Below are 24,457 nucleotides of genomic sequence, written 5' to 3' on the forward strand. Positions count from 1 at the left end.
GACGGATAGTACAAATGGATTTGATTTATTTGTGCAATGAGCCTTTGATATTGAAAATAAAAATAAATAAAATGTAAAATAGAAACAAAAAATAAAAATAAATAAATATATTTTTATGGAAAAAGTCTATCTGTTGGCATAATCAGATAAAAAAGCGAAATTATTGTGTAAATAATTATTGTGTAATAATGTTATAATGAAAATACAAAAAGGGAAAATGGCTGCGGATCCGGGACCGGAGAAGCAGCGGAGGTGAAGGCTGGCAGAAAAGCGTTTTCAGGGGCCGGAAGAAAAGCACTGCAGCCGGTAGGATTTGTATGCGGCTACAGCCGCATGCGCGTCACAGCGCGCAGATAGGAGTGGAAATGGATAAACTGGATATGAAGGTAATTCAAGAGAAAATTGCGCCGATGTTCCGGATTGAAGGAACCCTGACCGAAGCGGTTCCTTATGGAAGCGGTCATATTAATGATACGGTCCGTCTGACCTGTACGCTTGATAACGGCAGGACAAAACGGTACATTCTGCAGCGCATGAATCATGAAATTTTTAAAAAGCCCAGGGAGCTGATGGAGAACATCATGAATGTAACCTCCTTCCTCAGAAATAAAATTATCCAGAACGGCGGAGATCCGGATCGGGAGACGCTGAACGTTATCCGCACGGTTGACGGGGATAATTACCTGGTGGACGAGGACGGCGATTACTGGAGAACCTACATATTTATAGAGGATGCAACCTGCTTCGATATCGTTGAGAAGCCGGAGGATTTCTATAACAGCGCGCTGTCCTTTGGTAATTTCCAGAGGCTGCTGGCGGATTATCCGGCGGCGACCCTGCATGAAACCATCCCGAATTTCCATAATACGGTGAGCCGGTTTGCGGATTTTACCAGGGCGGTTGAAGAGGATGTGATGAAGAGAGCCTCCGGCGTGCAGGAAGAAATCCGTTTCGTGCTGGACAGAGAGCCTGATACCCATGTTATCTGTGATGCGCTGGCTAAGGGCAGGCTTCCGCTGCGTGTTACTCATAATGATACGAAGCTGAATAATATCATGATCGACAATAAGACGGGAAAAGGCCTGTGCGTCATTGACCTGGATACGGTAATGCCCGGCTCCGCACTTTATGATTACGGTGATTCCATCCGTTTTGGCGCGAGTACCGGAGCGGAGGATGAGAAAAATCTGGATTTAATCAGCTGTGACCTGAAGCTTTTTGAAATCTATACCAAAGGCTATGTGGAAGGCTGCGGCGGCAGCCTGACAGAGCAGGAAATCCGTATGCTTCCCATGGGGGCAAAGCTCATGACGCTTGAATGCGGAATGAGATTCCTGGCGGACTATCTTCAGGGGGATGTTTATTTCAAAATCCACCGTCCCGAGCATAACCTGGACCGCGCCCGCACCCAGTTCAAGCTGGTGGCCGACATGGAGAGCAAGTGGGATAAAATGACGGCAATCGCAGAGAAATATTTATAAGTGTTTTACATGGGGAATGATTATCATATGACGGCCGCGCCTTTATTGGCGCGGCTGTTTTGATGGTGCGCCGTCCGGCGCCTGTTCTTAATCCGTGCGGACCATACGCGCGGTTTTCACACGTCTTTCTTCCATTTCCGTTACGATTACCTTCCAGCCGTGAAAGCTGAAGGAGTCTCCCTTTTCCGGTATTTTTGAAAGGCTATTCATAATCCAGCCGTTGACGGAGACCGCCTCCGTTTCCTCATCCACGCCAAGCGTTTCGAACAGCTTATCCGCATTGGCGCTGCCCATGACCAGATATTCCTTCCCGGAAAGCCTGCGGATGGGCTGGATGATTTCGTCATGTTCGTCCCATATTTCCCCCACCAGCTCCTCCAGGATATCCTCCAGGGTAACAATGCCTACGGTGCCGCCGAATTCATCGATGACAACGGCGATATGAAGCTTGGAAGCCTGAAGCTCCTTTAACAGCAGGCTGATTTTACGGTGCCTGGTTATGTAAAGCGCCGGGCGGATGATGCTCTCAATGGCTTTGTCCGTTCCATAAACAGAATTGTAAAAATCCTTCTGATACAAAATTCCGGTGATATTGTCAATGGAGCCCTGGTATACAGGAAGGCGGGAAAAACCGGTAGCCGCGAAAACGGAAGCAATTTTTTCCGGGGAAGCATCCGCGCTGATTCCGGTAATATCAATCCTGGGCGTAAGGATGTCAGCCGCCTTCAGTTCGTTAAACTCAATGGCATTGCGCAGCAGCTCGCCCTCCTGGCTGTCGATGCCGCCGCCCTGCTGCGCCTCTTCCACAATTGTTATCAGCTCCTCTTCTGTAATAGTCTGGTTTGAGGCGGTGCCAAAAAGCCGGGAGAGCACCTTTTTCCACTGTTTAAACAGAAAATTCAGGGGAGTGAGCAGAAGGGCGAAACCGTTCAGAAGGGGAGCTGAAAACATGGCAAAGCTCTCAGGCGCTTCCTTGGCAATACTCTTGGGAGACACCTCGCCGAAAATCAGGACCACCACAGTAGTGACGGCGGTGGAAACACTGGCGCCCATATCCTCCCCCAGGAACCTGACAAACAGCAGGGTGGAAAGGGAAGCGCTGGCTATATTCACAATATTATTGCCGATAAGAATGGTGGAAAGAAGCCTGTCATAATCCGAGGACAGCTTCAGGACGAGCGCGGCCCTTTTGTTCCCCTTATCGGCCATATTTTTTATGCGGATACGGTTCAGGGAAGAAAAAGCGGTTTCCGTTGCGGAGAAATAAGCAGACATGACAATACATAAAATAATAATTAACAATGTAATATTCATAATTTAACCTTACAGATAAAATCCTTTCATAATTCAATTCAGTGATGGCAGCCGGTTCCTGTGACAAAAAGGATCATTCCAGCAATACCATTCTGCGGAACTGAAAACAGGAAGGATTTCCGTCACTGTCGTCTGATTCATCCATAAAATGCATACCTCCTTTGGGAAATGTTTTTACTATACACCATAACAGAAAGCAGAAGATGACTCAACTGTTTTACACACAGCTTAACAGAATTTTAGCGCAGGCGCCGGAAGCCCAAAGGAGATGTAAATTGCAGCGCAATCTGCGGATACCGGAAAGTACCCGCAATTTAAGATTGATTCCTTTTTGTGTTTCCTCTATAATAAGTAATCAGTAAGTGAAGCTGAAAATTATGCATTACATAAATAAAGGAGGAGACACATGGTAACATTACTAGAAGGCGGTGCCTATCTTGTAAACGGCACACAGATCATTCCTGATAATCAGGATGCGGCGGCGCGGATAGCTGCCGAAACCGGAAGACAGGTAACAAAGGAGGAAGCGGCAAAGGAAACAATTGCCTACGGCATCCTGGAAAGCCACAACACTTCCGGTAACATGGACAACCTGAAAATCAAATTTGACAAGCTGACCTCCCATGATATAACCTTTGTAGGAATTATCCAGACGGCGAGAGCATCAGGACTGACCAAATTCCCCATACCCTATGTGCTTACCAACTGCCACAATTCACTCTGTGCGGTGGGCGGGACGATTAATGAAGACGATCACCTCTTCGGACTCACCTGTGCCAAGAAATACGGCGGCGTCTATGTGCCCCCTCATCAGGCTGTTATCCACCAGTTCGCCAGGGAAATGCTTGCCGGCGGAGGCAGGATGATTCTCGGCTCCGATTCCCATACCCGCTACGGCGCGCTGGGAACCATGGCTATGGGCGAGGGCGGGCCGGAGCTGGTAAAACAGCTTCTCAACCAGACCTATGATATCAAAATGCCCGGCGTAGTTGCCGTTTACCTCACCGGAGAGCCCGTCAGGGGCGTAGGCCCCCAGGACGTTGCCCTGGCCGTCATTGGCGCAGTATTCGGAAATGGCTATGTGAAAAATAAAGTAATGGAATTTGTAGGCCCCGGCGTGGAAAAACTGAGCGCTGACTTCCGAATCGGCATCGACGTCATGACCACGGAAACCACCTGCCTCTCATCTATCTGGAAAACAGACAGAGAAATCGAAGAATTTTACGAAATCCACGGCAGGAAGGAAGAATACAAGGAACTCAACCCCGGAAACGTGGCCTACTATGACGGCCTGGTAACCGTGGACCTCTCCGCCATCAGACCCATGATTGCCATGCCTTTCCACCCCAGCAACACCTATACGATTGAAGAACTCAACGCCAACCTGGACGACATCCTGTGTGATGTGGAAAAGAAAGCCCAGGTAAGCCTTGACGGCGCTGTTAACTACTCCCTGCACGACAAAGTGAGAAACGGAAAATTCCATGTGGATCAGGGAATCATCGCCGGCTGTGCAGGCGGCGGCTTTGAAAATATCTGCGCGGCAGCGGACATCCTCAAGGGACAATACATCGGTGCGGATGAATTTACGCTCAGCGTTTACCCTGCTTCCATGCCCATTTATATGGAACTGATCAAAAACGGCTGTGCCGCCACGATTATGGAAACCGGCGCAGTCATGAAAACCGCCTTCTGCGGCCCCTGCTTCGGAGCAGGCGATACCCCGGCCAATAACGGCTTCAGCATCCGCCACTCCACCAGGAACTTCCCCAACAGAGAAGGCAGCAAGCTCCAGAACGGCCAGATCGCATCCGTTGCGCTCATGGATGCCCGCTCCATTGCGGCAACTGCAGCCAATAAAGGCGTCCTCACACCGGCAACGGAATTTGATGCTACCCTGGGCAAATACAAATACCATTTTGACTCCAAAATATATGCAAACCGCGTATTCGATTCCAAGGGCGTGGCGGATCCTGAGGTGGAAATCCACTTCGGCCCCAACATCAAAGACTGGCCGGCCATGTGCGAACTACCGGAAAACCTGGTACTCCGCGTAGTATCCGAGATCCACGACCCGGTTACCACAACCGATGAACTGATTCCCTCCGGAGAAACATCATCCTACCGCTCCAACCCCCTGGGCCTTGCGGAATTCACGCTCTCCCGCAAAGACCCCGCCTACGTAGGCCTGGCAAAAGACATCCAAACCGCCCAGACCGCCGTAATGAAAGGAAAATGCCCCCTGGAGGCCAAGCCCGAGCTGAAGCCCGTCATGGAAACCATCCACACCCGCTTCCCGGAAGCAGGCGAAGGAAACATCGGCTTTGGATCCACCATTTTTGCGGTAAAACCCGGCGACGGATCCGCCAGGGAACAGGCAGCCAGCTGCCAGAAGGTCCTGGGCGGCTGGGCCAACATAGCCACCGAATACGCCACCAAACGCTACCGCTCCAACCTGATTAACTGGGGAATGCTCCCCTTCCTCATTGAAGAAGGCCCCCTTCCCTTTACCAACAAAGACTACCTCTTCATCCCCGGCATCAGAAAAGCCGTAGAAGAAGCCCAGGACACCATCACCGCCTACACCGTGACCCCCGAAGGCCTCACCCCCTTCCCCCTCACCCTCGGCGACCTCACCAAAGAAGAACGCCAAATCATCCTGGACGGCTGCCTCATAAACTACAACCGCGTAAAATAGTAAAATAACAACCCTAACAAATTATTATTAAATATCGCTCATTACCAATAACTTTTTATCATTATCACCTCCAAAGGCCATATCTGTTCCCAAATACAGATATGGCCTTTGCCATATTTATCTCTTGTCCTTCCTTCCTCTTACCACAACCTATAGGATAAAGGCATGTGCCACGGCGGCTTGCTGGCTCTGTCCGGTGGGGGCCGGGGCCTGTCTGTGTTTCCCGGGGGCGGCGGTGGGGATATTTTCAGATCCATTTGAAAAAACGGAGATGTTTCTTACTGCTTCGAAAAGCCAGGATTCGGCCGCCCCTAGTGGCGCAAGCGACTAAAGTCGCTGGGACGAGCCAATGCGACGTAAGTCGCGCAGGCGAGGAGTTTTGGCCACGTTGGCCGAATCCTGGCTTTGCGAAACAGTTAGAAACACCCCGTTTTTGAAACTGGATCAGAAAATACCCCACCGCCGCCCCCGGGAAACACAGACAGGCCCCGGCCCCCACCGGACAGAGCCAGCAAGCCGCCGTAGCACATGCCCTTATCCGTTCCCCACGAATAAAAATGGGTGGTGGGACATAGAATGAAGTAAATATGCAGAATGCGGAGAGATGACTATGGACAGAAAAAAGTTACTTCCGAAAACCCGCCCCACCCCCCGCAGGCCGTTTTCCCCCGCATTCAGAAATTCTGCAGGCCGGCAGCGGCTGCTGGATCTTTGTGCGGTCCTTTTATTTTTACTCCTGCTTCCCTATGTATGCAGCCTTTTTTTCGGAAAAGGAGAAAGCGGCCATGAAACCGTTCCGGTATTTGAGGAGGATGGAAAGTTCATGGTGGCCTGTGAAAGCAGCGCGGGAGTGAGCAGAATCCCCCTGGAGGTTTATGTGGAAGGCGCTTTGGCGGCCAGTATCCCCGCAGGCTGTGAGGAAGAGACGCTCAAGGCGCAGGCTGTGATCCTCCGTACCATGTGCATGAAGGCGTATGAGGACAGGGCATCGGTTGAAGAAACAACGATTTCCGCCAGGGAAATCGGACAGGACTATCTGGACCTGCGGGAACGGGAAGCCCTCTGGGGAAGCTCGGCTGTGGATAATCAGGCAAAAATTTCCCAGGCCGTATCAGAAACAAAGGGTATGTATCTGACCTGGGAGGGAAAGCTTATAGAACCGGCCTACTTCTGGCTCAGTGCGGGAAAGACGAGAACCGGCCGGGAGGTGCTGGGCGAAGGCTATGATTATCTGGTGAGCGTGGACTGCGAGCATGATATAGAAGCCGAAGGCTATACCTTGCGAACAACCATAAAGAAAAACGAATTCTGGACGGCTCTGGGAGTTGGCGAAACGGAAAAAATAACCCTCACAAGAGACAGCGCCGGTTATGTCCTGTGGGTGGATGCGGAGGGAATACATATGTCGGGAGAAAAATTCCGCAGCCTTTTTTCCCTGAATTCCTCCTGCTTTACCATCAGTGAGGAGCAGGGGCTTGTAGTGCTGGAAAGCCGCGGCGTAGGGCATGGGCTGGGCTTCTGTCAGTTTGAGGCTAACCGCAGGGCGGTGCAGGGCGAGGATTTCCTGGCTCTTTTAAAAGATTTTTTTTACGGTGTTGAAATACAAAAAACTGAATAATGGAAAGGAAAACGGAAAGACTAAGCTTGAAGGATTTCAACTGATAATTGGCATCTGCCAAAATGAATAGGAAAGAGAAGGAATGCCCTATGAGAAGAAGAAGGAGATCAAGCTTTAGAAAAGAAAAAGCAATCATGCTGGTATCCAGCTGCCTCGTTCTGACGGCGCTGACCGCTACCGGCTTGTATGTAAGAAACAGAGGCCAGGAAAAAGAAGAGGATAATTATATTGTGGATTTCACCACGCTGGACGAAGCCAACAGGGATAAAGCGGGTGAAGCACAGGATTTGGGTGAACAGCAGGCTGATGCCGGTGAACTGGACTATGATCCCAGCTTTCAGGAGGCCAATTCCGGGAAAGTGGACAACCCTGACATGAAAATGCTTGGCAGCACGGCAAACGCCGGAGAGCAGGCGGCAGCGGAGCAGGCAGCTGCAGAGGCGGCACAGGCCGAAGCACAACAGGAGGCGCTGGCACAGGAATCACAGGAAGCGCTGGAAGCAAATGCGTCCGATGCCATAGCAAAAACAGACGATGGGAATGAGACTGCAAAAAGAGACGAGGATGCCATGAATACGGTGCCTGCCCTGGATTTTTCCGAGTCAGATACCCTTGTATGGCCCATCGTGGGAAATGTCCTCGTGAATTACAGCATGGACAAGACCGTCTTTTTTGCCACACTCCAGCAGTATAAATATAATCCGGCGATCATCATTGCCGCTACCCAGGGAGAAGGCATTACGGCTGCCGCCGACGGACAGGTAACTACCATTTATGAGGATCCGGAAATCGGGACCGCAGTCATTATGAATCTGGGCGACGGCTATGAGCTTACCTACGGACAGCTGACAGATCTTACCGTAGCCGAGGGTGATGTGGTAACCACCGGGGAAATTATCGGAAAGGTGGCGGAGCCTACCAAATATTACAGCGTGGAAGGCTGCAATGTTTATTTCAAGCTGACCAAAGACGGACAGCCGGTAAATCCGCTGAACAGGCTGAGCTGAGATGGAAGGTAAGCTGCTGATACAAAACGGACGCGTACTTCCCATGACGGGAAAGGTTATCCCCAAGGGCAGCGTCCTGGTCGAAAATGGAAAAATAACCGCAGTGGCGGAAAGGATAGAAGTCCCGGACACGGGCAGTACGGAAATCATTGATGCATCCGGCTGCCTGGTGATGCCGGGCCTGATTGAAGCCCACTGCCATGTTGGCATTACGGAAGAAAAAAAGGGGATGGAGGGAGATGACTGCAATGAAAATGTCTCTCCGGTAACGCCGTGGCTGAGAGCCATAGACGCCGTAAATACCATGGATGCCGCATTTGACGATGCCGTCCGGGCAGGAATTACCTCAATTATGGCAGGCCCGGGAAGCTCCAACGTGGTGGGCGGCCAGTTTGCCTTTATTAAAACAAAAGGCAGACGCATAGATGATTTGATTGTAAAGGCCCCTGCCGCCATGAAAATCGCTTTCGGAGAAAATCCCAAGGTTAATTTTTCCGGCCAGGAAAAATCCCCGGTTACCAGAATGGCCATCGCGGGAATCCTGCGGGAGGAGCTCCATAAGGCCGTACAATACCGTAAGAAAAAAATGCGCCTGACAAAGGATTGCCCGAAGGGGCAGGAACCGGATTTTGAACCGGATTTCCGCCTGGAATGCTGGATGCCCGTACTGGAAAGGAAAATCCCCCTGAAGGCGCATGTACATCGGGTGGACGATATATATACCGCCATACGCATTGCAAAAGAATTCGGACTCTCCATGACACTTGACCACTGCAGTGAAGGACACCTCATCGCGGAGGACCTGGCAAAAGAGGGCTTTCCCGCAATAGTCGGCCCCGACCTGTCCAGCAGAAGCAAAATAGAAGTACAGAATATGGCTTTTAAAACCGCAGGCGTTCTGCACGAGGCAGGGGTGCTGGTGGCAATTACCACCGATCACCCCGTATCCCTTATCCAGTCGCTGCCCATTTGCGCGGGTCTTGCTGTAAAGTCCGGACTGCCTTTGGAAGAAGGACTGAGAGCCATTACCTGCAATCCAGCCCGTATCTGCCGCGTATTTGACCGTGTGGGCAGCCTGGAACCAGGAAAGGATGCGGATATCGCTATTTTTACAGGCAATCCCATGGAAACCTTCACCAGGACCATGTGCACCATAATTAACGGAAAAATTGTATACAGGGATACCGGCTTTTAATTTTAATACCTGAATCCTTATCCAGGTCCCTGTTCAAATCCCAACCCGCCCGAACCGCATCCCTCCCGCGGCCCGGACGGGTATTTCCATGCCCTCCTGCGGAACACTGTGAGCCTTAAAAAAAGCATCTTTTTCATTTTCTAATAGCCCCGGATATGCTACAATTGAAAAGCACGGGCGGTATCTGACATAAATTGGCCCTGTGAAAAATAAGGTAGTAAGGAACTGGACTGTGCATTTTATAACAGTTCCTGAGAAAAGCTGTCTTAGCTTAAAATAAAAGACAGGAATTGGAGGAGACTCATGAAAATTGTGGTATTAGGCGGCGGCATCAGTACGGAGAGGGATGTTTCCTTAAGCTCCAGCCGCATGATTTATGAAGCGTTAAAGAAAAAGGGACACCAGGCGGTTTTGCTGGATGTCTATCTGGGATATGAAGACGATTACGCCGGCATTTTTGAAAAGGATGTGGACTGGGCTGAAAACATAGGGGGAATCAAGGAAAGCAATCCTGATATAGCGCAGATTAAGGCGCTGCGAAAGGATGGCGGAAGGAGCTTTTTCGGCCCCAATGTGATAGAGATCTGCCAGATGGCCGATGTTGTTTTCCTGGGACTGCACGGAGAGGACGGAGAGAACGGAAAGGTACAGGCGGCCTTTGACCTGCTTGGAATTCGTTATACGGGAACGGATTACGTCAGCTCTGCGCTGTCCATGGATAAGAGCCTGGCAAAAGAGCTTTTTGCCTTCCACGGCATTCCGACCCCTGCGGGGATCCATGTGAGAAAGGGACAGGAAAGCGCGGAAAGAGTGCCTTATCCCTGTGTGGTTAAGGCCTGCAAGGGCGGTTCCAGCGTGGGCGTATGCATCGTGCATGAGGAAAAGGAATACCAGGCCGCCCTGGAGGAAGCCTTCAAATATGATGAGGAAGCGGTAATTGAGCAGTATATTGAAGGACGGGAATTTTCCTGTGCAGTCATTGACGGAAAAGCGCTGCCGGTAATTGAGATCGCCCCTCTCTGCGGCTTTTATGATTATAAGAACAAATACCAGGCAGGAAGCACCATTGAAACCTGCCCGGCGGACCTGCCGGAGGATAAGACCAGGGAAATGCAGCTCATTTCCGAAAAAGTATTCCGGGCGCTGCGCCTCAAAAAATATGCGCGGATGGATTTCATGATGGATAAGGAAGGCAAGCTGTATTGCCTGGAGGCCAACACCCTTCCCGGAATGACCCCTACCTCCCTGATTCCGCAGGAAGCCCGGGCCATTGGAATAAGCTTTGAAGACCTGTGCCAGTGGATTCTGGAGCTGGCGCAAAAGGACTGATCAGGAAAAGAGGACGTATATGAAAAATATGACTTTAACCAACATCGCCCAGGCATGCGGCGGCAGGCTGATCTGCCCGGGTGAGCCCCCTGCTGCCGAGGCGGCGGGCGTGGTAATCGACTCCAGAAAAGCCGGAAAGGATTTCCTTTTTATTGCCACAAAAGGAGAACGGGTGGATGGACACCGGTTTATACCGGAGGTTTTTGCGGGCGGCGCGCTGGGCGTAGTATGCGAACGGCTGCCGGAGCAGCCTGCAGGCCCCTGCATTCTGGTGGAGGACAGCTTTGAAGCCCTGAAAAGGATAGGGGAATTTTACCGCAGGCAGCTGTCTGTGAAGGTTGTAGGCATCACCGGAAGCGTGGGGAAGACCAGCACTAAAGAATTCGTTGCTTCCGTACTCTCGCAGAAATACAGGGTCCATAAGACCCTGGGAAATTATAATAATGAAATCGGTGTGCCGCTGACGGTGCTTTCCATGCCTGAGGACACGGAGGTTGCGGTACTGGAAATGGGTATCAACCATTTCGGGGAAATGCATAATTTAAGCCGCATTGCCCGTCCCGATATCTGTATCATGACAAATATCGGCCAGTGCCATCTGGAATTCCTGGGAAGCAGGGAAGGGATCCTGAAGGCCAAGTCGGAAATTTTTGATTTCATGGGCGAAGACGGCGCCGTATGCGTTAACGGTGACGATGACATGCTCAGTACAATAAAAGAAGTAAAAGGAAAGCCTCCGGTAACCTTCGGGCTTTCTTCAAGCTGCCGGATTTATGCGGCGGATATTGCAGGCAGGGGACTTCTCGGAAGCGAGGCGGTGATTCATGACAGGGAGGCAGGGATAAACTTTAACGCGAAGATACCGCTTCCCGGCGGACATATGGTATATAATGCCCTGGCCGCCACTGCCGCAGGACGCCTGCTTGGCCTTACGCCGGAGGAAATCAGTAAGGGGATTGCCGCGGTGGAAGGCGTCAGCGGACGCAGCCACATCATTGAGCTGGCGGATAAAGTTGTCATCGACGACTGCTATAATGCCAATCCGGTTTCCATGGAGGCAGCCTTGGATCTTCTCCTTCAGGCCGACGGCCGGACTGTGGCGGTGCTGGGAGACATGTTTGAACTGGGGAAAGAGGAAGCGAAGCTGCATGAACGCGTGGGCGGGTATGCCGTGGAAAAAGGCGTGGACTGCCTGATCTGTACCGGAAAGCTTTCCCGTCACATGTACGAAGGCGCCCTGAAGGCGGCGGAAGCGGTGGAAAAACCGGCGGACGGCATCCATTATTTTCCGGACAGGGAAAGCCTTCTGGAAGGCCTTGCGGCTCTCCTTCTGCCGGGTGATGCGATACTGGTGAAGGCTTCCCATGGGATGGGCTTTGAAAAGGTGGTGGAGCAGCTGACATGATTCTGTCTGTTTCCAGAAGAACCGATATCCCCTGCAGATACAGCGAATGGTTTATGAACCGGATCCGTGAAGGCTCTGCGGTGGTGAGAAATCCGTTTAACGCGGGCCAGCTTGGCCGCATACCCATGACGCCGGAGGCAGTGGACTGCATTGTTTTCTGGACGAAGGATCCGCAGCCGCTGATGCCTTATCTGAAGGAACTGGACAACAGAGGCTACCGGTATTATTTCCAGTTTACGCTTACGCCCTATGGCAAAGCGCTGGAACCGGGCCTGCGGGATAAAAAGGAAATTATCCGCACCTTCCGCAGCCTGGCGGAACAGATTGGAAGCGGCAGGATTATCTGGCGCTATGATCCTGTTATTATAAATGAAGAAATGGGAATCGGATATCATAAACAGGCGTTCCGGCAGCTGTGCCTGGAATTGCAGGGCTGTATGCGGAGCGTGACTGTCAGCTTTGTGGACAGATACTCCGGAAATGGGTACTGGCAGAAACCGGGGAAACCTGAAGCCAGGAGGAAAAGCCTGCTGCGCGATGCGGCGGAAACGGAAATGGAGGAGCTGGCGGCCTTTTTTGCCCGCACCGGCGTTGCATATGGGCTGCAGGTCAGCGCCTGCTGTGAGGCAAAGGATTTGACCGCATTTGGCGTGGGAAGAGCCTCCTGCATTGACAGGGCCGTCATAGAGGATATCCTGGGCGGCAGCGTGACGCTCAAGCCTGACAAAGGGCAGCGAAAAGGCTGCGGCTGCTATGAAAGCATTGACATCGGCGCCTATAACACCTGTCCTAATGGCTGTATCTACTGCTATGCCAACCATTCTCCGAAGGCTCTGGAGGCCAATCTGCGGCAGATGGATAAAAACAGCGAAATGCTTGTCGGACATGTCAGGGAAGGAGACAAGGTAACGGAACGGAGGGCTGTTTCCTGCTTTGATGGACAGTATGGGCTGAAGTTTTGAACCTGCCGGAGCCTATCTGCCCTGACAGGCCTTCCGGTAAGCGCTGGCCGTCATATGGCAGTGTTTCAGAAAACACTGGGCAAAATAGCTCTGTGAGGAAAATCCGGAGGACTGCGCAACCTCCGTTATACTGTAATCCGTACTGGCCAGCAGCTCCTTGCTGGCCTTTATTCTTACCTCCATCAGATAATTCATGGGAGAACATCCGAACTGCCGGGTAAAGGCATGCACCATGTAGTATTTATTCAGATGGGATACCTGGGCAAGCGTATCCAGCGTGATGTTCTGGTTATAATTGGCCTCCATATACTGCTTCAGCTTGATACATTCCCGGCTGGACTTCACGGAGGGAACGAATTCAAAGGAAAAGTTCGTCCTGCGTATCAGCTTAACGATCAACATGTTGAGCAGATCCTGGCACACAAGCTCATAGTGGGGCCTTTTATTCTCCATCTCCTCCAGCAGGGAATCCATAAAGTAGGCAAATTCCTCATGATCACGCCTGCAGTTGAAAATAAGGTGCTCATGCTCCCCGCCGAAGGAAAAATTCAGGCCTTCAACACCAAGGATAATGTATTCCAGCGGAATCTCCCCCACAGACCGCTCTGTGTGGGAGGTATTGGAATTGATGATGATAAAATCATCCTCTTTAATAGGAAAGTTCTGATCTTCAATCAAATAATTCCCCGTACCCTTTTTAATATAGCAAAGCTCAGTAAAATAGTGCATATGCGGCAGGCTGGGCCAGTCGTTTTCATAAATGGAATGCGTGACATACAAAAGCTTTGCATTAATAGGATCAATTTCCCCGGTTTCCAGGGGGTATCTTGTAATCGGCATAAATTTCTCCTTTTTGGTTGGCCGGTATCTTTCAGGTTATACATGCAATCCGTCTTTCCTTTTCTTTTTAGAAATACTGCGCTTGAAAACGGGCGGATAACAATGGAAAGCAAACATTTGTGCAAAAAAGATGTATAAAAATATAAAAAACACAGGTTTTTATAGTAAGCGATTAAGCAATCTGTTTAAAAAAACAAGCAGTTAAATCTGATGGCGCACGTATATGACTAAAAGTATATTAACAAATCTTGCGATAAAAAGCAATATTTCTAAAAAAAGAAGCAAGATATGGATTGTATAGATTGGCTATAAAAGATATACTGAGATTATCAAAAAACGATACATGATGCACAAACTAAAGGAGGAAAAAAATGAAAAAGAAATTCATCAGTTTGTTTTTAACAGCTGTTATGGCAACAAGCCTGCTGGCAGGTTGCGGCAACAGCGGCACAACAGCGCCTGCTGAGTCAAAGCCTGCAGAGACTCCCGCAGCTGCCACAGAGGAAGCTAAGGCAGAGACAACTCCTGCTGAATCAACCGCAGCTGCTGAAACGACAGCAGAAAGCGGAGCAGCAGATTACAGCGGCGTTACATTGACAATGTGGTCTATGTGGAACTCCACAGAGCCTCAGGGCCAGGTAATCCAGGAAGCAGCAGATGCTTTCAAGGAGAAGACAGGCGCAACCATTAATATCGAGTGGAAGGGCCGTGACATCAACACCATCATCCAGGCAGCTCTGGAATCCAATGAGAAGATTGATATCTTCGAAGATGACTATTCCAGAATCGCAAAGAACTACAAAGATTACTGCTATGACCTTACAGATATGGCTAAGGCAGCTAACTATGACGCAACCAGCTATGCATGCTTCAATGAAGTTGCAACAGAGTGGGCAGGATTCCTTCCCTGTGTAACAGAGCAGCCTCAGGTAGGCGGCGTGTTCTACAACCAGGATATCTTCGATGACTGCGGAATCTCCGTTCCCACCACATGGGATGAGTTCCTTGCAGCATGCCAGACCATGGTTGACAAAGGCTATCAGCCCCTGGCTCTTGACAGCGCATACGCAGATTTCACCTTTGGTTACCATCTTGACAGAGTAATCGGTGAAAAAGCAATCTCCGACCTGGCTGTAAACGGCGGCTGGAGCAAGAACGAAGGCGTTGTAAAAGCAGCTCAGCAGATTATCGACTTTGTTAAAGCAGGATATCTTGCAGACGGCGCTCCGGATGAATATCCTTCCAGCCAGAACAAGATTGGTTTAACTGGTAAAGTGGCAATGGTTGTCTGCGCTAACTACGTAGCACCTGAAGTAAACAACAACTCCGGCACAGAAATCAACTGGGGAATGTTCAACTACCCTGCAGTTGAAGGCGGCGCGGATCCTTCCAATGCATATGCAGGCGCTAACTCCCTTGCTATCACAAAATACAGCGAGAACGCACAGGCAGCATTTGATTTCCTGATGTTCTTAACAAGCGGCGAATTTGACCAGAAGATGGCTGATACAGCGGATCAGATTCCTGCAGACCCCAGCAATACAGCACCTGCTATCATGAGCGGTACCGTAGAAGCTCTGGTTGCTACCAAAGCTCCCCTGTCCTGGAACATGGGCCTGAATGATAACTCCGAATTAAAGACCAGCTTTAAGGATATCATCATCAGCCTGTATGAAGGCAAATATGCTACCGGCGAAGATTTCGCAGCAGCAATGGACGCTTTATACTAAAACATAAAAACTAAACAGGTTTATCAAGTGGAGGTGGCACTGAAGTGGTGCCGCCTCTTTTGACAAGAAGAGGTGACATATTAATGAAAAAAAATAAGTCCTTAATTGTAGGTTTTATATTACCCTGTTTGTTAACCCTCCTCATCATGTATCTTTATCCTGTGGTCAGGACCGTAATCATGAGCTTCTTCCAGATTGAAAGTGTGACATCAGACACCTCCACCTGGGTCTTTAACGGTATGAGCAACTATCAGAAGATTTTCAACAGCCCCGGATGGCAGGCTTCCATGTGGAATATGTTCCGTATCTGGCTTGTGGGCGGCATTATTGTTCTTTCCTTTTCGCTTCTGTTCGCTGTTATACTGACAAGCGGCATCCGCTTTAAGAAGTTTTTCCGTGCTGCAATTTATCTTCCCAACGTTATCAGTGCTGTTGCCCTGGCAACCATGTGGATTCAGTATGTTTACAACAACGACTATGGTATGCTCAATAAAATCCTTCGGACATTTGGGCTGGAGGGCGTAAAATGGCTGGGCAATGATACCAAGTTCTGGGCAATGCTGTTTGCATTCATCTTCGGTGCGGTCGGCTATTACATGCTGATATTTATCAGCGGTATTGAAAGAATCCCGGCGGATTTATATGAGGCGGCAACGATAGACGGAGCCAACAAGGTGCAGCAGTTCGGCAAGATAACAATGCCTCTGTTGAAGGGAATTACCAAGACGAATATTACCTTCTGGAGCGTACATACCACCACATTCTTCCTGTGGTCAAAAATGTTTTCACCTGTGGATTCGGAGATTACCACCACGGTTCCCGTTGTTTATCTGTATGATACGGTTTTCGGCGGCAAGGGCAACTCAACAAGAGATGCGGGCGCAGGTGCTGCTACCGGCGTGATTCTGGCACTCATCATTGTTGTTATCTATGTCATCATGAACAGACTGCTCAGAGATGATGATCTGGAATTCTAAGAGGAGGTGTGGATTATGAGCAAAAAGAAAGAGCCTAAGGTAAAAGAAAGAATTAACTGGAGAAAAGAAGCATCTCTTCTTCCGGGATATATTATCGTACTTGTCTGGATCATATTCACAGCTGCCTTTTTATTATGGATTCTGGGCGCCAGCCTTTCCACATCCAGGGAAATTTTCTCCGGATCAGTATTCAAATTTGAGAGCGGCCTTCATTTTGAGAACTATGTAAACGCATGGAAAGCGCAGAATGTTTCCGTATTCTTCGCCAACTCCCTGCTGTATGCGATAACGGCCTGTGTCGGCGTAATCCTGATTTCCGCGCCTGCGGCCTATGTACTGTCCAGGTTTGAATTCCTCGGCAACAAGGTCATGAAATCCAGCCTGATCGTTGCCATGAGTATTCCTGCGGTTATGATTATCATGCCTATTTTCTCACTCTCCACAAAATGGAACCTGAAGGGCAGGATTCTGCTGATACTTTTGTATATTTTCTTAAATGTACCTTATACAACAACCTATCTGCTCAACTTCTTCGCAACTCTGAGTAAGACCTACGAAGAAGCAGCGGCAATTGACGGCTGCCCTCCGGCTAAAACCTTCTGGGTTATCATGCTGCCTCTGGTACAGCCGGCGCTGATTACGGTAACTATTTTTAACTTCCTGGGTGTGTGGAACGAATTCTTCATGGCATTGATCTTTGCAAGCTCCGAAAGAATGACACCTGTAGGCGTCGGCCTTCTCCAGATTGTAAACTCCATGAAGTACACGGGAGACTACGGCGGACTGTTTGCGGCGGTTGTTATCGTGTTCTTGCCCACATTCTTATTGTACATTTTCTTATCCGAGAAGATTATTGCCGGTGTTACAGGCGGCGGTATCAAAGGTTAATGGCATGGATGCCGTATTTATTTAAAGAAGAGGAGGCACAATATGAGTCAGGAAAAAGGGAGAGTAACAATTCCCACCGATATAGACGTGATACAGGAGACACTGGATTTATCCAAACGCTGGGGCGCAGATGCGGTGCGTGACTGCGACGGCACGGATTTTCCCGTAGAGTTAAAGGATGTGGGACTGAAGGTTTATTCCACCTATTATACTACGAGAAAGGATAATGCCTGGGCAAAGGCTAATCCTGATGAAATCCAGCAGATGTATGTAATGACGCCGTTCTACACGGCAGCCGGGGAAGCTTTGAGGATCAGGCTTATGAAAGGCCTGTATCCTGATATGCTTACCCCCAACAGCAGGGATGACATCAGACGTTGGTGGGAGGTAATCGACCGGACAACGGGAGAAGTGGTTCCCACAGCGGACTGGACCTATGATGAAGAAGCGGGAGAGGTGGAAATCAAAAGTGTGCCTTTCCATGACTATACCGTGAGCTTTCTTGCATATATCATGTGGGATCCGGTACATATGTACAACGCGGTGGTAAATGAGTGGAAGGATGTGGAGCATCAGATTACCTTTGATGTGAGACAGCCAAAAACCCATGAATATACCATGAAGCGCCTGCGCAAATTTATTGAGGAGCATCCGTATGTAAATGTGCTGCGTTTCACCACATTTTTCCACCAGTTTACGCTGGTATTCGACGAGCTGGCCAGAGAAAAATATGTGGACTGGTACGGATATTCCGCATCAGTATCCCCTTATATCCTGGAACAGTTCGAAAAGGAAGCAGGCTACAAATTCCGGCCTGAATTCATCATTGATCAGGGCTATTACAATAACCAGTACCGTATTCCTTCCAAAGAATACAAGGATTTCCAGGCCTTCCAGAGAAGAGAGGTCGCCAAGATTGCCAGGGAAATGGTGGATATCTGCCATGAATGCGGCAGGGAGGCGATGATGTTCCTGGGTGACCACTGGATTGGAACGGAACCGTTTATGGATGAGTTTAAGACCATCGGCCTTGATGCGGTGGTTGGAAGCGTGGGCAACGGAGCAACACTCCGTCTGATCAGCGATATCGAAGGGGTGAAATATACGGAAGGCCGCCTCCTGCCTTATTTCTTCCCGGATACCTTCCATGAGGGAGGCGATCCTGTTAAGGAAGCAAAGACAAACTGGGTAACGGCAAGACGTGCGATTCTGAGAAAGCCCATTGACCGCATCGGCTATGGCGGATACCTGAAGCTGGCGAATGAATTCCCCGATTTTGTGGATTACGTGGAATCCGTATGTGCGGAATTCAGGGAGCTTTACGATAATATCAAGGGCACTACGCCTTATTGCATTAAGAAGGTGGCAGTGCTGAACTGCTGGGGAAAAATGAGAGCCTGGGGAAATCATATGGTGCATCATGCGATTTACTTCAAGCAGAATTACTCCTATGCAGGAATTATAGAGGCGCTTTCCGGCGCGCCGTTTGACGTGAAGTTCATCAGCTTTGAAGATATCCTGGAAGATAAGGATATTTTAAAGGATATTGATGTCATCATCAACGTAGGCGATGCGGATACCGCACAGACAGGCGGCGAATGGTGGTGCAATCCGGTAATTTCCTCTGCCATTAAGGAATTCGTATATAACGGCGGCGGCATTATCGGTGTGGGAGAACCCAGCGGCCATCAGGCAAACGGACATTTCTTCCAGCTGGCAAATGTGTTCGGCGTTGAGGAAGAGAGAGACTTCACACTCGGCTATGATAAATACAACTGGGAAAACCACAGCCACTTCATTACGGCTGACTCTCAGGAGAGAATTGATTTCGGCGAATCAAGGAAATACATCTATGCGCTGGAAAACGCACAGGTACTTGTATCCGAGGATAAAGAAGTGAAGCTGGCGGTGAATGAGTTCGGCAAGGGCCGCGCCGTATATATCAGCGGGCTTCCTTACAGCTTTGAAAACAGCAGGCTTCTCTACCGTGCTATTTTATGGAGCACAGGCGAAGAAGAAAATATCAATAAGTGGTTCAGCACCAATTATAACGTGGAAGTACATGCCTATATTAAAAACGGCAAATACTGTGTGGTAAATAACACCTATGAACCACAGTCCACGACTGTATATAAGGGTGACGGAACAGGCTTTGATTTGGATTTGGAAGCAAACCAGATTATCTGGTACGAAATCTGAGAACATTGATGACAGACGCTTTCGGCAGCAGCCGGAGGCGTCTGTTTTAAGTTTGAAGATAAAGAAACAGCGTCCATTTCCGAGGGGTGAACAGGAAGCCGGACAGTATTTTTTTATATACTGAAAACCGGAAAAACTAAGATTTTATAGAGTTGACACATGTAATGCAATACGTTATTATTTACTATATAAATGTACAAAACATATCGATATGGAATCTATCCATATTAATACCGATGTCCGGTTCTCTCAGAGGTTTCTGAAGCAGGATCTTTTACATTTTTATCCGAAAGGCCCAGAAAGTGCCTGTATTACCGGAAATGCGATAAAAGATTCTGTTTTGGAAATCCTGTCTTTTTTCAAACTCGTCCCAGGGCATAGTGCTTCGGGGTCACTCCCATATATTTCTTAAAGGTTTTGACAAAATAACTGCTGTCATTAAAGCCGCATTGATAGGCAATTTCCGTGACGGGAAGCTCGGTGGTGCTCAGAATGTAGCAGGCGCGCTCCACACGGTAATAGTTCAGATAATCCATGGGAGTCCGGTGCACCGCGGTACGGAAATAACGGCAGAAGTATTTGGGCGTCATGCCCGCAATCCGTGACAGATCCGCAAGTGTGACAGGGCTGGCATAATTGGCGTCAATGTATTCCAGAACAGGCTTAAGCTGATCCATTTTCTTGGGGGCCGACGAAGGCTCCTCCGTTGTGGGAACATAATATTCCTCTTCAAAAATACAGCCGAAAAACTCAAACAAAGCTCCCAACGTTCTCAGCTCGCTTCCCGCATGGGGGTAACGTACCGCATCAAAAAGACGGCAGGCTGCCTGCAGCAGGCGGGAATTCCTGCTTTCCCCCGCCTGAAAATAGTTATACAGCCGTATCTGATGCCGGGAAATGAGCCGGATATACCGTTTACAGGCATCCGTATGCATGAGAGTGGGATTTAAATCAAAAACGGCGCATTCGTATACACAATGCTCAGGAACGCCGCCGTGTATGATGCCTTCCCCGATAAGAATCACATCGCCGGCCCCTGCGTTTATCTCCTCATCATCCAGATAAAGACGGAGAGAACCGCTTAATATCTGAATCAGCTCCATTTCCTTATGCCAGTGGAAGGGCATATTATACCGCGAATGATGCTCATCCACATGATAAAATGCAATGGGAAAATCCGGTGTCCCATGATCTATTTTTTCATTATAATCCAGATAATGCATACGCTTTCCTCCATATATACGGCGCTTTCACAAACAGCCTGCCGGGGGTTTTCCCCTGTTTTTATTTATTTCACAGTTTTTTTAAAAAAGTGAATATTGTTATATTTTTTGCCATTATAACACAGGCAAAAAGAAATTGCCAATGATATACTGAACTTAACGGACTTAGCGGTATCAGTTAAGTTCCTGTGGAAACCGGTAAAGGTATTTTTTCAAGGAGGGAAAGAAATGGCAGAAAACAGATATGTAGGGGATTATCCGGTAATTGGCATCAGGCCCACCATCGACGGAAGAAGAGGCTACCTGAAGGTGAGGGAATCACTGGAAGAGCAGACAATGAATATGGCGAAGGCAGCGGCAAAGCTGTTTGAAGAGAATTTACGCTACTCCAACGGGGAGCCTGTAAAGGTGATTATTGCAGATACTACCATCGGTCGTGTGGGCGAGACTGCGGCATGCGCGGACAAATTCCGCAAGGCCGGTGTGGATATTACCCTGACCGTAACACCCTGCTGGTGCTATGGCGCGGAAACAATGGATATGGATCCCAATACGATCAAGGGCGTATGGGGCTTTAACGGTACGGAGCGTCCCGGAGCCGTATATCTGGCAAGTGTACTGGCTACCCATGCGCAGAAGGGACTTCCGGCATTCGGTATTTACGGACATGATGTTCAGGATGCGGACGCAACGGATATCCCGGAGGATGTTGTGGAGAAGCTGCTTCGCTTCGGAAGAGCTGCGGTAGCGGTTGCCACTATGAGAGGAAAATCTTATCTGCAGATTGGTTCTATCTGCATGGGCATCGGCGGTTCCATCATTGATCCCGCATTTATTGAAGAGTATCTGGGAATGCGTGTGGAATCCGTGGATGAGGTGGAAATCATCCGCCGTATGACGGAAGGCATTTATGACAAGGCAGAATTTGAAAAGGCGCTGGCCTGGACAAAAGCAAACTGCATTGAAGGCTTTGATAAAAATCCTGAAGAGGTTCAGAAATCCAGAGAGAAGAAGGACGAGGACTGGGAGTTCGTTGTTAAGATGATGTGTATCATCAAAGATCTGATGAACGGCAACAAGAACCTGCCCGTTGGCTGTGAAGAGGAAATGGTAGGCCATAATGCGATTGCGGCAGGCTTCCAGGGACAGCGTCAGTGGACGGATTTCTATCCCAACTGTGATTTCGCGGAAGCGATGCTGAATACCTCCTTTGACTGGAACGGACCGAGAGAGCCTTATGTACTCGCGACGGAAAATGACGTCCTCAACGGCCTGGGAATGATGTTTATGAAGCTTTTGACCAACCGGGCGCAGATTTTTGCAGATGTGCGTACCTATTGGAGCCCGGAAGCGGTTAAGAAAGCGACTGGCTATGAGATAGAAGGCGTAGCGAAGGAAGCGGGCGGATTTATCCACCTGATTAATTCCGGCGCAGCATGTCTGGATGCCAACGGACAGGCAAAGGATAAGGACGGCAACAACGTGATGAAGCCCTGGTATGAGATTACTCAGGAGGATCAGAAGGCTATCATGGAAGCCACCACATGGAATGAAGCGGACTTCGGATACTTCAGAGGGGGCGGCTACTCCTCAAGATTTGTTACGGAAGCCCAGATGCCTGTTACCATGATCCGTCTGAACCTTGTAAAGGGACTTGGGCCCATGCTCCAGATCGCAGAGGGCTGGACGGTGAAGCTTCCTGATGAGGTTTCTGACAAGCTCTGGAAACGTACTGATTATACATGGCCCTGCACCTGGTTTGCACCCCGCACAACCGGCAAGGGCGCATTTGCAACAGCATATGATGTAATGAATAACTGGGGCGCAAACCATGGCGCTATCAGCTATGGGCATATCGGAGCGGATCTGATTACCATGTGCTCCATGCTGAGAATCCCGGTAAGCATGCACAACGTGCCTGAAGAAAAGATCTTCCGTCCTTCCGCATGGAATGCATTCGGTATGGATAAGGAAGGCCAGGATTACCGTGCATGTGCTACTTACGGCCCTATGTACAAATAACATCCCGGAGCAGGTCATCAGGGTCAGACGAATCGAAGGTCCGCCTGGCCCTGATTTGTTGTTTCACAGAATCAGAATAAGGAGCCGCCTATGGAGACAAAGAAGGTATTAGCGGTTGACCTGGGGGCTTCCAGCGGAAGAGTCATGCTGGGAAGCTTTGACGGGGAAAAGATAACCGTGGAGGAGCTGCACCGTTTTTCCAACGATCCCGTCATCCTGGGGAATACCATGTATTGGGATTTTCTCCGCCTGTTTCATGAAATCAAGCAGGGGCTGATTAAATCCAAAGCATATGGGAAGATAGACAGCATCAGTGTGGATACCTGGGGAGTGGATTTCGGACTTCTGGATAAGGAAGGGAATCTGCTGGGAAATCCGGTGCATTACCGGGATGCCAGAGTGAATGGGATGCTGGATAAAAGCTTTGAAAAAATAGACAAGGATACATTTTATGGAATCACCGGCAATCAGTTTATGGAAATCAATACGGTATTCCAGCTCCTGTATCTTGCGCTGAATAAAAAGGAACTGCTGGAACAGGCTGACAGCCTTCTGATGATGCCGGATTTATTCAATTATTATCTGTCCGGCGGGAAATGCTGCGAATATTCCATTGCATCCACAACGCAGATGCTGGATGCTGTAAAGAAGAACTGGTCGGATGAGGTGATAGAAAAGCTGGGCCTGCCTGCAAGGCTTTTGCAGCAGGTGGTTCCCAGCGGTACTACCGTGGGAACACTCAGCCCGCAGCTGTGTGAGGAGCTGGGGATTGAGCCTATGAAGGTAGTGGCGGGCGCCGGACATGATACCCAATGTGCGCTGGCGGCCGTGCCTACAGGGGAAAAGGATTTTATTTTCATAAGCTGCGGGACCTGGTGCCTGTTTGGCACAGAGCTGGATGAGCCGATTATTGATGAAAACAGCGCCCGTTTTAATATTACAAACGAGGGCGGCGTGGGAGGAAAAATTTCCTTCCTGAAGAATATTATCGGTCTCTGGCTGATTCAGGAGAGCCGCAGGCAGTGGATGCGGGAAGGGAAGGAATTCAGCTTCGGCGAGCTGGAAAAGCTGGCTGCCAAAGAGGAGCCGTTCCGTTCTCTGATCGATCCGGACGCTCCCGAATTTGCGCCTTCAGGAAATGTGCCCCGCAGAATCCGGGAATTCTGCAAACGTACCGGGCAGCCGGTGCCGGAAACGGAAGGGCAGATCGTACGCTGCATTAACGAAAGCCTTGCGCTGAAATACCGTATGGCTTTTGAAGAAATCAGGGAATGTACGGGAAAGGAATATCCCGTGATACATATGGTGGGCGGCGGAACACAGAGTGCGCTGCTGTGCCAGCTGACAGCAAATGCATGCGGGCGTCCCGTATATGCAGGTCCTGTGGAGGCCACTGTTTACGGAAACGTGGCGATTCAGCTGATGGCGGAAGGCGCTGTGGGAAGTCTGGAAGAAATCCGCAGTGTAATTAAGGCTTCGGAAGAAATCCGCAGGTTTGACCCGCAGGATGGAGAACGCTGGGAGGAAGCCTATCGGAACTATTGTGAAGCTATCAGGAAATGGTGATTG

At 49.5% G+C, this 24,457-nt stretch carries 17 protein-coding genes; 14 read left to right on the forward strand and 3 right to left on the reverse strand.

What is annotated here, in order from left to right; all coding sequences use genetic code 11:
• The first annotated feature begins 365 nt into the window (after positions 1–365).
• Positions 366–1,481, forward strand: coding sequence for a phosphotransferase enzyme family protein (locus tag DXC51_RS14135; RefSeq protein WP_025487601.1), 1,116 nt, complete (start codon positions 366–368; stop codon positions 1,479–1,481).
• Positions 1,482–1,568: 87 nt separating this feature from the next.
• Here DXC51_RS14135 and DXC51_RS14140 read toward each other — a convergent pair whose 3' ends face one another.
• Complete coding sequence (locus tag DXC51_RS14140) at positions 1,569–2,795, reverse strand: HlyC/CorC family transporter (RefSeq protein ID WP_025487600.1); 1,227 nt, start codon at positions 2,793–2,795, stop codon at positions 1,569–1,571.
• A 406-nt stretch (positions 2,796–3,201) separates the two neighbouring features.
• On the opposite strand from DXC51_RS14140, the gene DXC51_RS14145 reads away from it, so the two are divergent.
• The 7 genes from DXC51_RS14145 to DXC51_RS14175 all read left to right on the forward strand — a co-directional run bounded on the left by DXC51_RS14145 (position 3,202) and on the right by DXC51_RS14175 (position 13,009).
• Complete coding sequence (locus tag DXC51_RS14145) at positions 3,202–5,493, forward strand: hydratase (RefSeq protein WP_025487599.1); 2,292 nt, start codon at positions 3,202–3,204, stop codon at positions 5,491–5,493.
• A gap of 610 nt (positions 5,494–6,103) precedes the next feature.
• A complete protein-coding gene (locus DXC51_RS14150; RefSeq protein ID WP_025487598.1) occupies positions 6,104–7,111 on the forward strand; it encodes a SpoIID/LytB domain-containing protein in 1,008 nt (335 codons plus the stop codon).
• An 89-nt stretch (positions 7,112–7,200) separates the two neighbouring features.
• Positions 7,201–8,118 (forward strand): M23 family metallopeptidase, encoded by a 918-nt coding sequence (locus DXC51_RS14155; protein ID WP_055725878.1) that lies wholly within the window; start codon positions 7,201–7,203, stop codon positions 8,116–8,118.
• 1 nt (position 8,119) lies between these two features.
• Complete coding sequence (locus DXC51_RS14160; protein WP_044914098.1) at positions 8,120–9,313, forward strand: amidohydrolase; 1,194 nt, start codon at positions 8,120–8,122, stop codon at positions 9,311–9,313.
• A 303-nt stretch (positions 9,314–9,616) separates the two neighbouring features.
• Positions 9,617–10,642 (forward strand): D-alanine--D-alanine ligase family protein, encoded by a 1,026-nt coding sequence (locus tag DXC51_RS14165; protein WP_025487595.1) that lies wholly within the window; start codon positions 9,617–9,619, stop codon positions 10,640–10,642.
• A gap of 19 nt (positions 10,643–10,661) precedes the next feature.
• Positions 10,662–12,047: a UDP-N-acetylmuramoyl-tripeptide--D-alanyl-D-alanine ligase gene (locus tag DXC51_RS14170; protein WP_025487594.1), complete on the forward strand. Its 1,386-nt coding sequence runs from the start codon at positions 10,662–10,664 to the stop codon at positions 12,045–12,047.
• Positions 12,044–13,009: a DUF1848 domain-containing protein gene (locus DXC51_RS14175; protein ID WP_025487593.1), complete on the forward strand. Its 966-nt coding sequence runs from the start codon at positions 12,044–12,046 to the stop codon at positions 13,007–13,009. Before DXC51_RS14170 ends, DXC51_RS14175 begins: the two co-directional genes overlap by 4 nt.
• Before the next feature lie 12 nt (positions 13,010–13,021).
• Here the strand turns inward: DXC51_RS14175 and DXC51_RS14180 are convergent, their stop codons facing one another.
• Positions 13,022–13,849, reverse strand: a complete 828-nt coding sequence (locus DXC51_RS14180; RefSeq protein WP_021635268.1) for an AraC family transcriptional regulator — start codon at positions 13,847–13,849, stop codon at positions 13,022–13,024.
• Positions 13,850–14,220: 371 nt separating this feature from the next.
• Here DXC51_RS14180 and DXC51_RS14185 point away from each other — a divergent pair, with 371 nt between their 5' ends.
• From DXC51_RS14185 to gnpA, 4 genes are all read left to right on the forward strand, one after another.
• The gene (locus DXC51_RS14185; protein ID WP_021635269.1) at positions 14,221–15,579 is read left to right on the forward strand and encodes an ABC transporter substrate-binding protein; all 1,359 of its coding nucleotides are present in this window, start codon (positions 14,221–14,223) and stop codon (positions 15,577–15,579) included.
• Positions 15,580–15,662: 83 nt separating this feature from the next.
• Complete coding sequence (locus DXC51_RS14190) at positions 15,663–16,556, forward strand: carbohydrate ABC transporter permease (protein ID WP_025487592.1); 894 nt, start codon at positions 15,663–15,665, stop codon at positions 16,554–16,556.
• 15 nt (positions 16,557–16,571) lie between these two features.
• A complete protein-coding gene (locus DXC51_RS14195; RefSeq protein ID WP_025487591.1) occupies positions 16,572–17,444 on the forward strand; it encodes a carbohydrate ABC transporter permease in 873 nt (290 codons plus the stop codon).
• Positions 17,445–17,486: 42 nt separating this feature from the next.
• Entirely contained in the window at positions 17,487–19,643 is a 2,157-nt protein-coding gene (gnpA, locus tag DXC51_RS14200) for a 1,3-beta-galactosyl-N-acetylhexosamine phosphorylase (protein WP_025487590.1), read from the forward strand.
• A gap of 359 nt (positions 19,644–20,002) precedes the next feature.
• Here the strand turns inward: gnpA and DXC51_RS14205 are convergent, their stop codons facing one another.
• A complete protein-coding gene (locus DXC51_RS14205) occupies positions 20,003–20,866 on the reverse strand; it encodes an AraC family transcriptional regulator (RefSeq protein ID WP_021635273.1) in 864 nt (287 codons plus the stop codon).
• A gap of 228 nt (positions 20,867–21,094) precedes the next feature.
• Between DXC51_RS14205 and DXC51_RS14210 the strand changes: the two genes are divergently transcribed.
• Both DXC51_RS14210 and DXC51_RS14215 read left to right on the forward strand, forming a co-directional pair.
• Entirely contained in the window at positions 21,095–22,888 is a 1,794-nt protein-coding gene (locus tag DXC51_RS14210; RefSeq protein ID WP_021635275.1) for an L-fucose isomerase, read from the forward strand.
• Positions 22,889–22,978: 90 nt separating this feature from the next.
• Positions 22,979–24,454: a rhamnulokinase gene (locus tag DXC51_RS14215; protein ID WP_025487589.1), complete on the forward strand. Its 1,476-nt coding sequence runs from the start codon at positions 22,979–22,981 to the stop codon at positions 24,452–24,454.
• The last annotated feature ends 3 nt before the right edge of the window (positions 24,455–24,457 follow it).

The organism is Eisenbergiella massiliensis, assembly GCF_003435485.1.

Excerpts from the sequence above, each read along its gene's own strand:
- DXC51_RS14135 (WP_025487601.1), top strand. The coding sequence starts at position 366 with ATGGATAAACTGGATATGAAGGTAATTCAAGAGAAAATTGCGCCGATG.
- DXC51_RS14140 (WP_025487600.1), bottom strand. The coding sequence starts at position 2,795 with ATGAATATTACATTGTTAATTATTATTTTATGTATTGTCATGTCTGCT.
- DXC51_RS14145 (WP_025487599.1), top strand. The coding sequence starts at position 3,202 with ATGGTAACATTACTAGAAGGCGGTGCCTATCTTGTAAACGGCACACAG.
- DXC51_RS14150 (WP_025487598.1), top strand. The coding sequence starts at position 6,104 with ATGGACAGAAAAAAGTTACTTCCGAAAACCCGCCCCACCCCCCGCAGG.
- DXC51_RS14155 (WP_055725878.1), top strand. The coding sequence starts at position 7,201 with ATGAGAAGAAGAAGGAGATCAAGCTTTAGAAAAGAAAAAGCAATCATG.
- DXC51_RS14160 (WP_044914098.1), top strand. The coding sequence starts at position 8,120 with ATGGAAGGTAAGCTGCTGATACAAAACGGACGCGTACTTCCCATGACG.
- DXC51_RS14165 (WP_025487595.1), top strand. The coding sequence starts at position 9,617 with ATGAAAATTGTGGTATTAGGCGGCGGCATCAGTACGGAGAGGGATGTT.
- DXC51_RS14170 (WP_025487594.1), top strand. The coding sequence starts at position 10,662 with ATGAAAAATATGACTTTAACCAACATCGCCCAGGCATGCGGCGGCAGG.
- DXC51_RS14175 (WP_025487593.1), top strand. The coding sequence starts at position 12,044 with ATGATTCTGTCTGTTTCCAGAAGAACCGATATCCCCTGCAGATACAGC.
- DXC51_RS14180 (WP_021635268.1), bottom strand. The coding sequence starts at position 13,849 with ATGCCGATTACAAGATACCCCCTGGAAACCGGGGAAATTGATCCTATT.
- DXC51_RS14185 (WP_021635269.1), top strand. The coding sequence starts at position 14,221 with ATGAAAAAGAAATTCATCAGTTTGTTTTTAACAGCTGTTATGGCAACA.
- DXC51_RS14190 (WP_025487592.1), top strand. The coding sequence starts at position 15,663 with ATGAAAAAAAATAAGTCCTTAATTGTAGGTTTTATATTACCCTGTTTG.
- DXC51_RS14195 (WP_025487591.1), top strand. The coding sequence starts at position 16,572 with ATGAGCAAAAAGAAAGAGCCTAAGGTAAAAGAAAGAATTAACTGGAGA.
- gnpA (WP_025487590.1), top strand. The coding sequence starts at position 17,487 with ATGAGTCAGGAAAAAGGGAGAGTAACAATTCCCACCGATATAGACGTG.
- DXC51_RS14205 (WP_021635273.1), bottom strand. The coding sequence starts at position 20,866 with ATGCATTATCTGGATTATAATGAAAAAATAGATCATGGGACACCGGAT.
- DXC51_RS14210 (WP_021635275.1), top strand. The coding sequence starts at position 21,095 with ATGGCAGAAAACAGATATGTAGGGGATTATCCGGTAATTGGCATCAGG.
- DXC51_RS14215 (WP_025487589.1), top strand. The coding sequence starts at position 22,979 with ATGGAGACAAAGAAGGTATTAGCGGTTGACCTGGGGGCTTCCAGCGGA.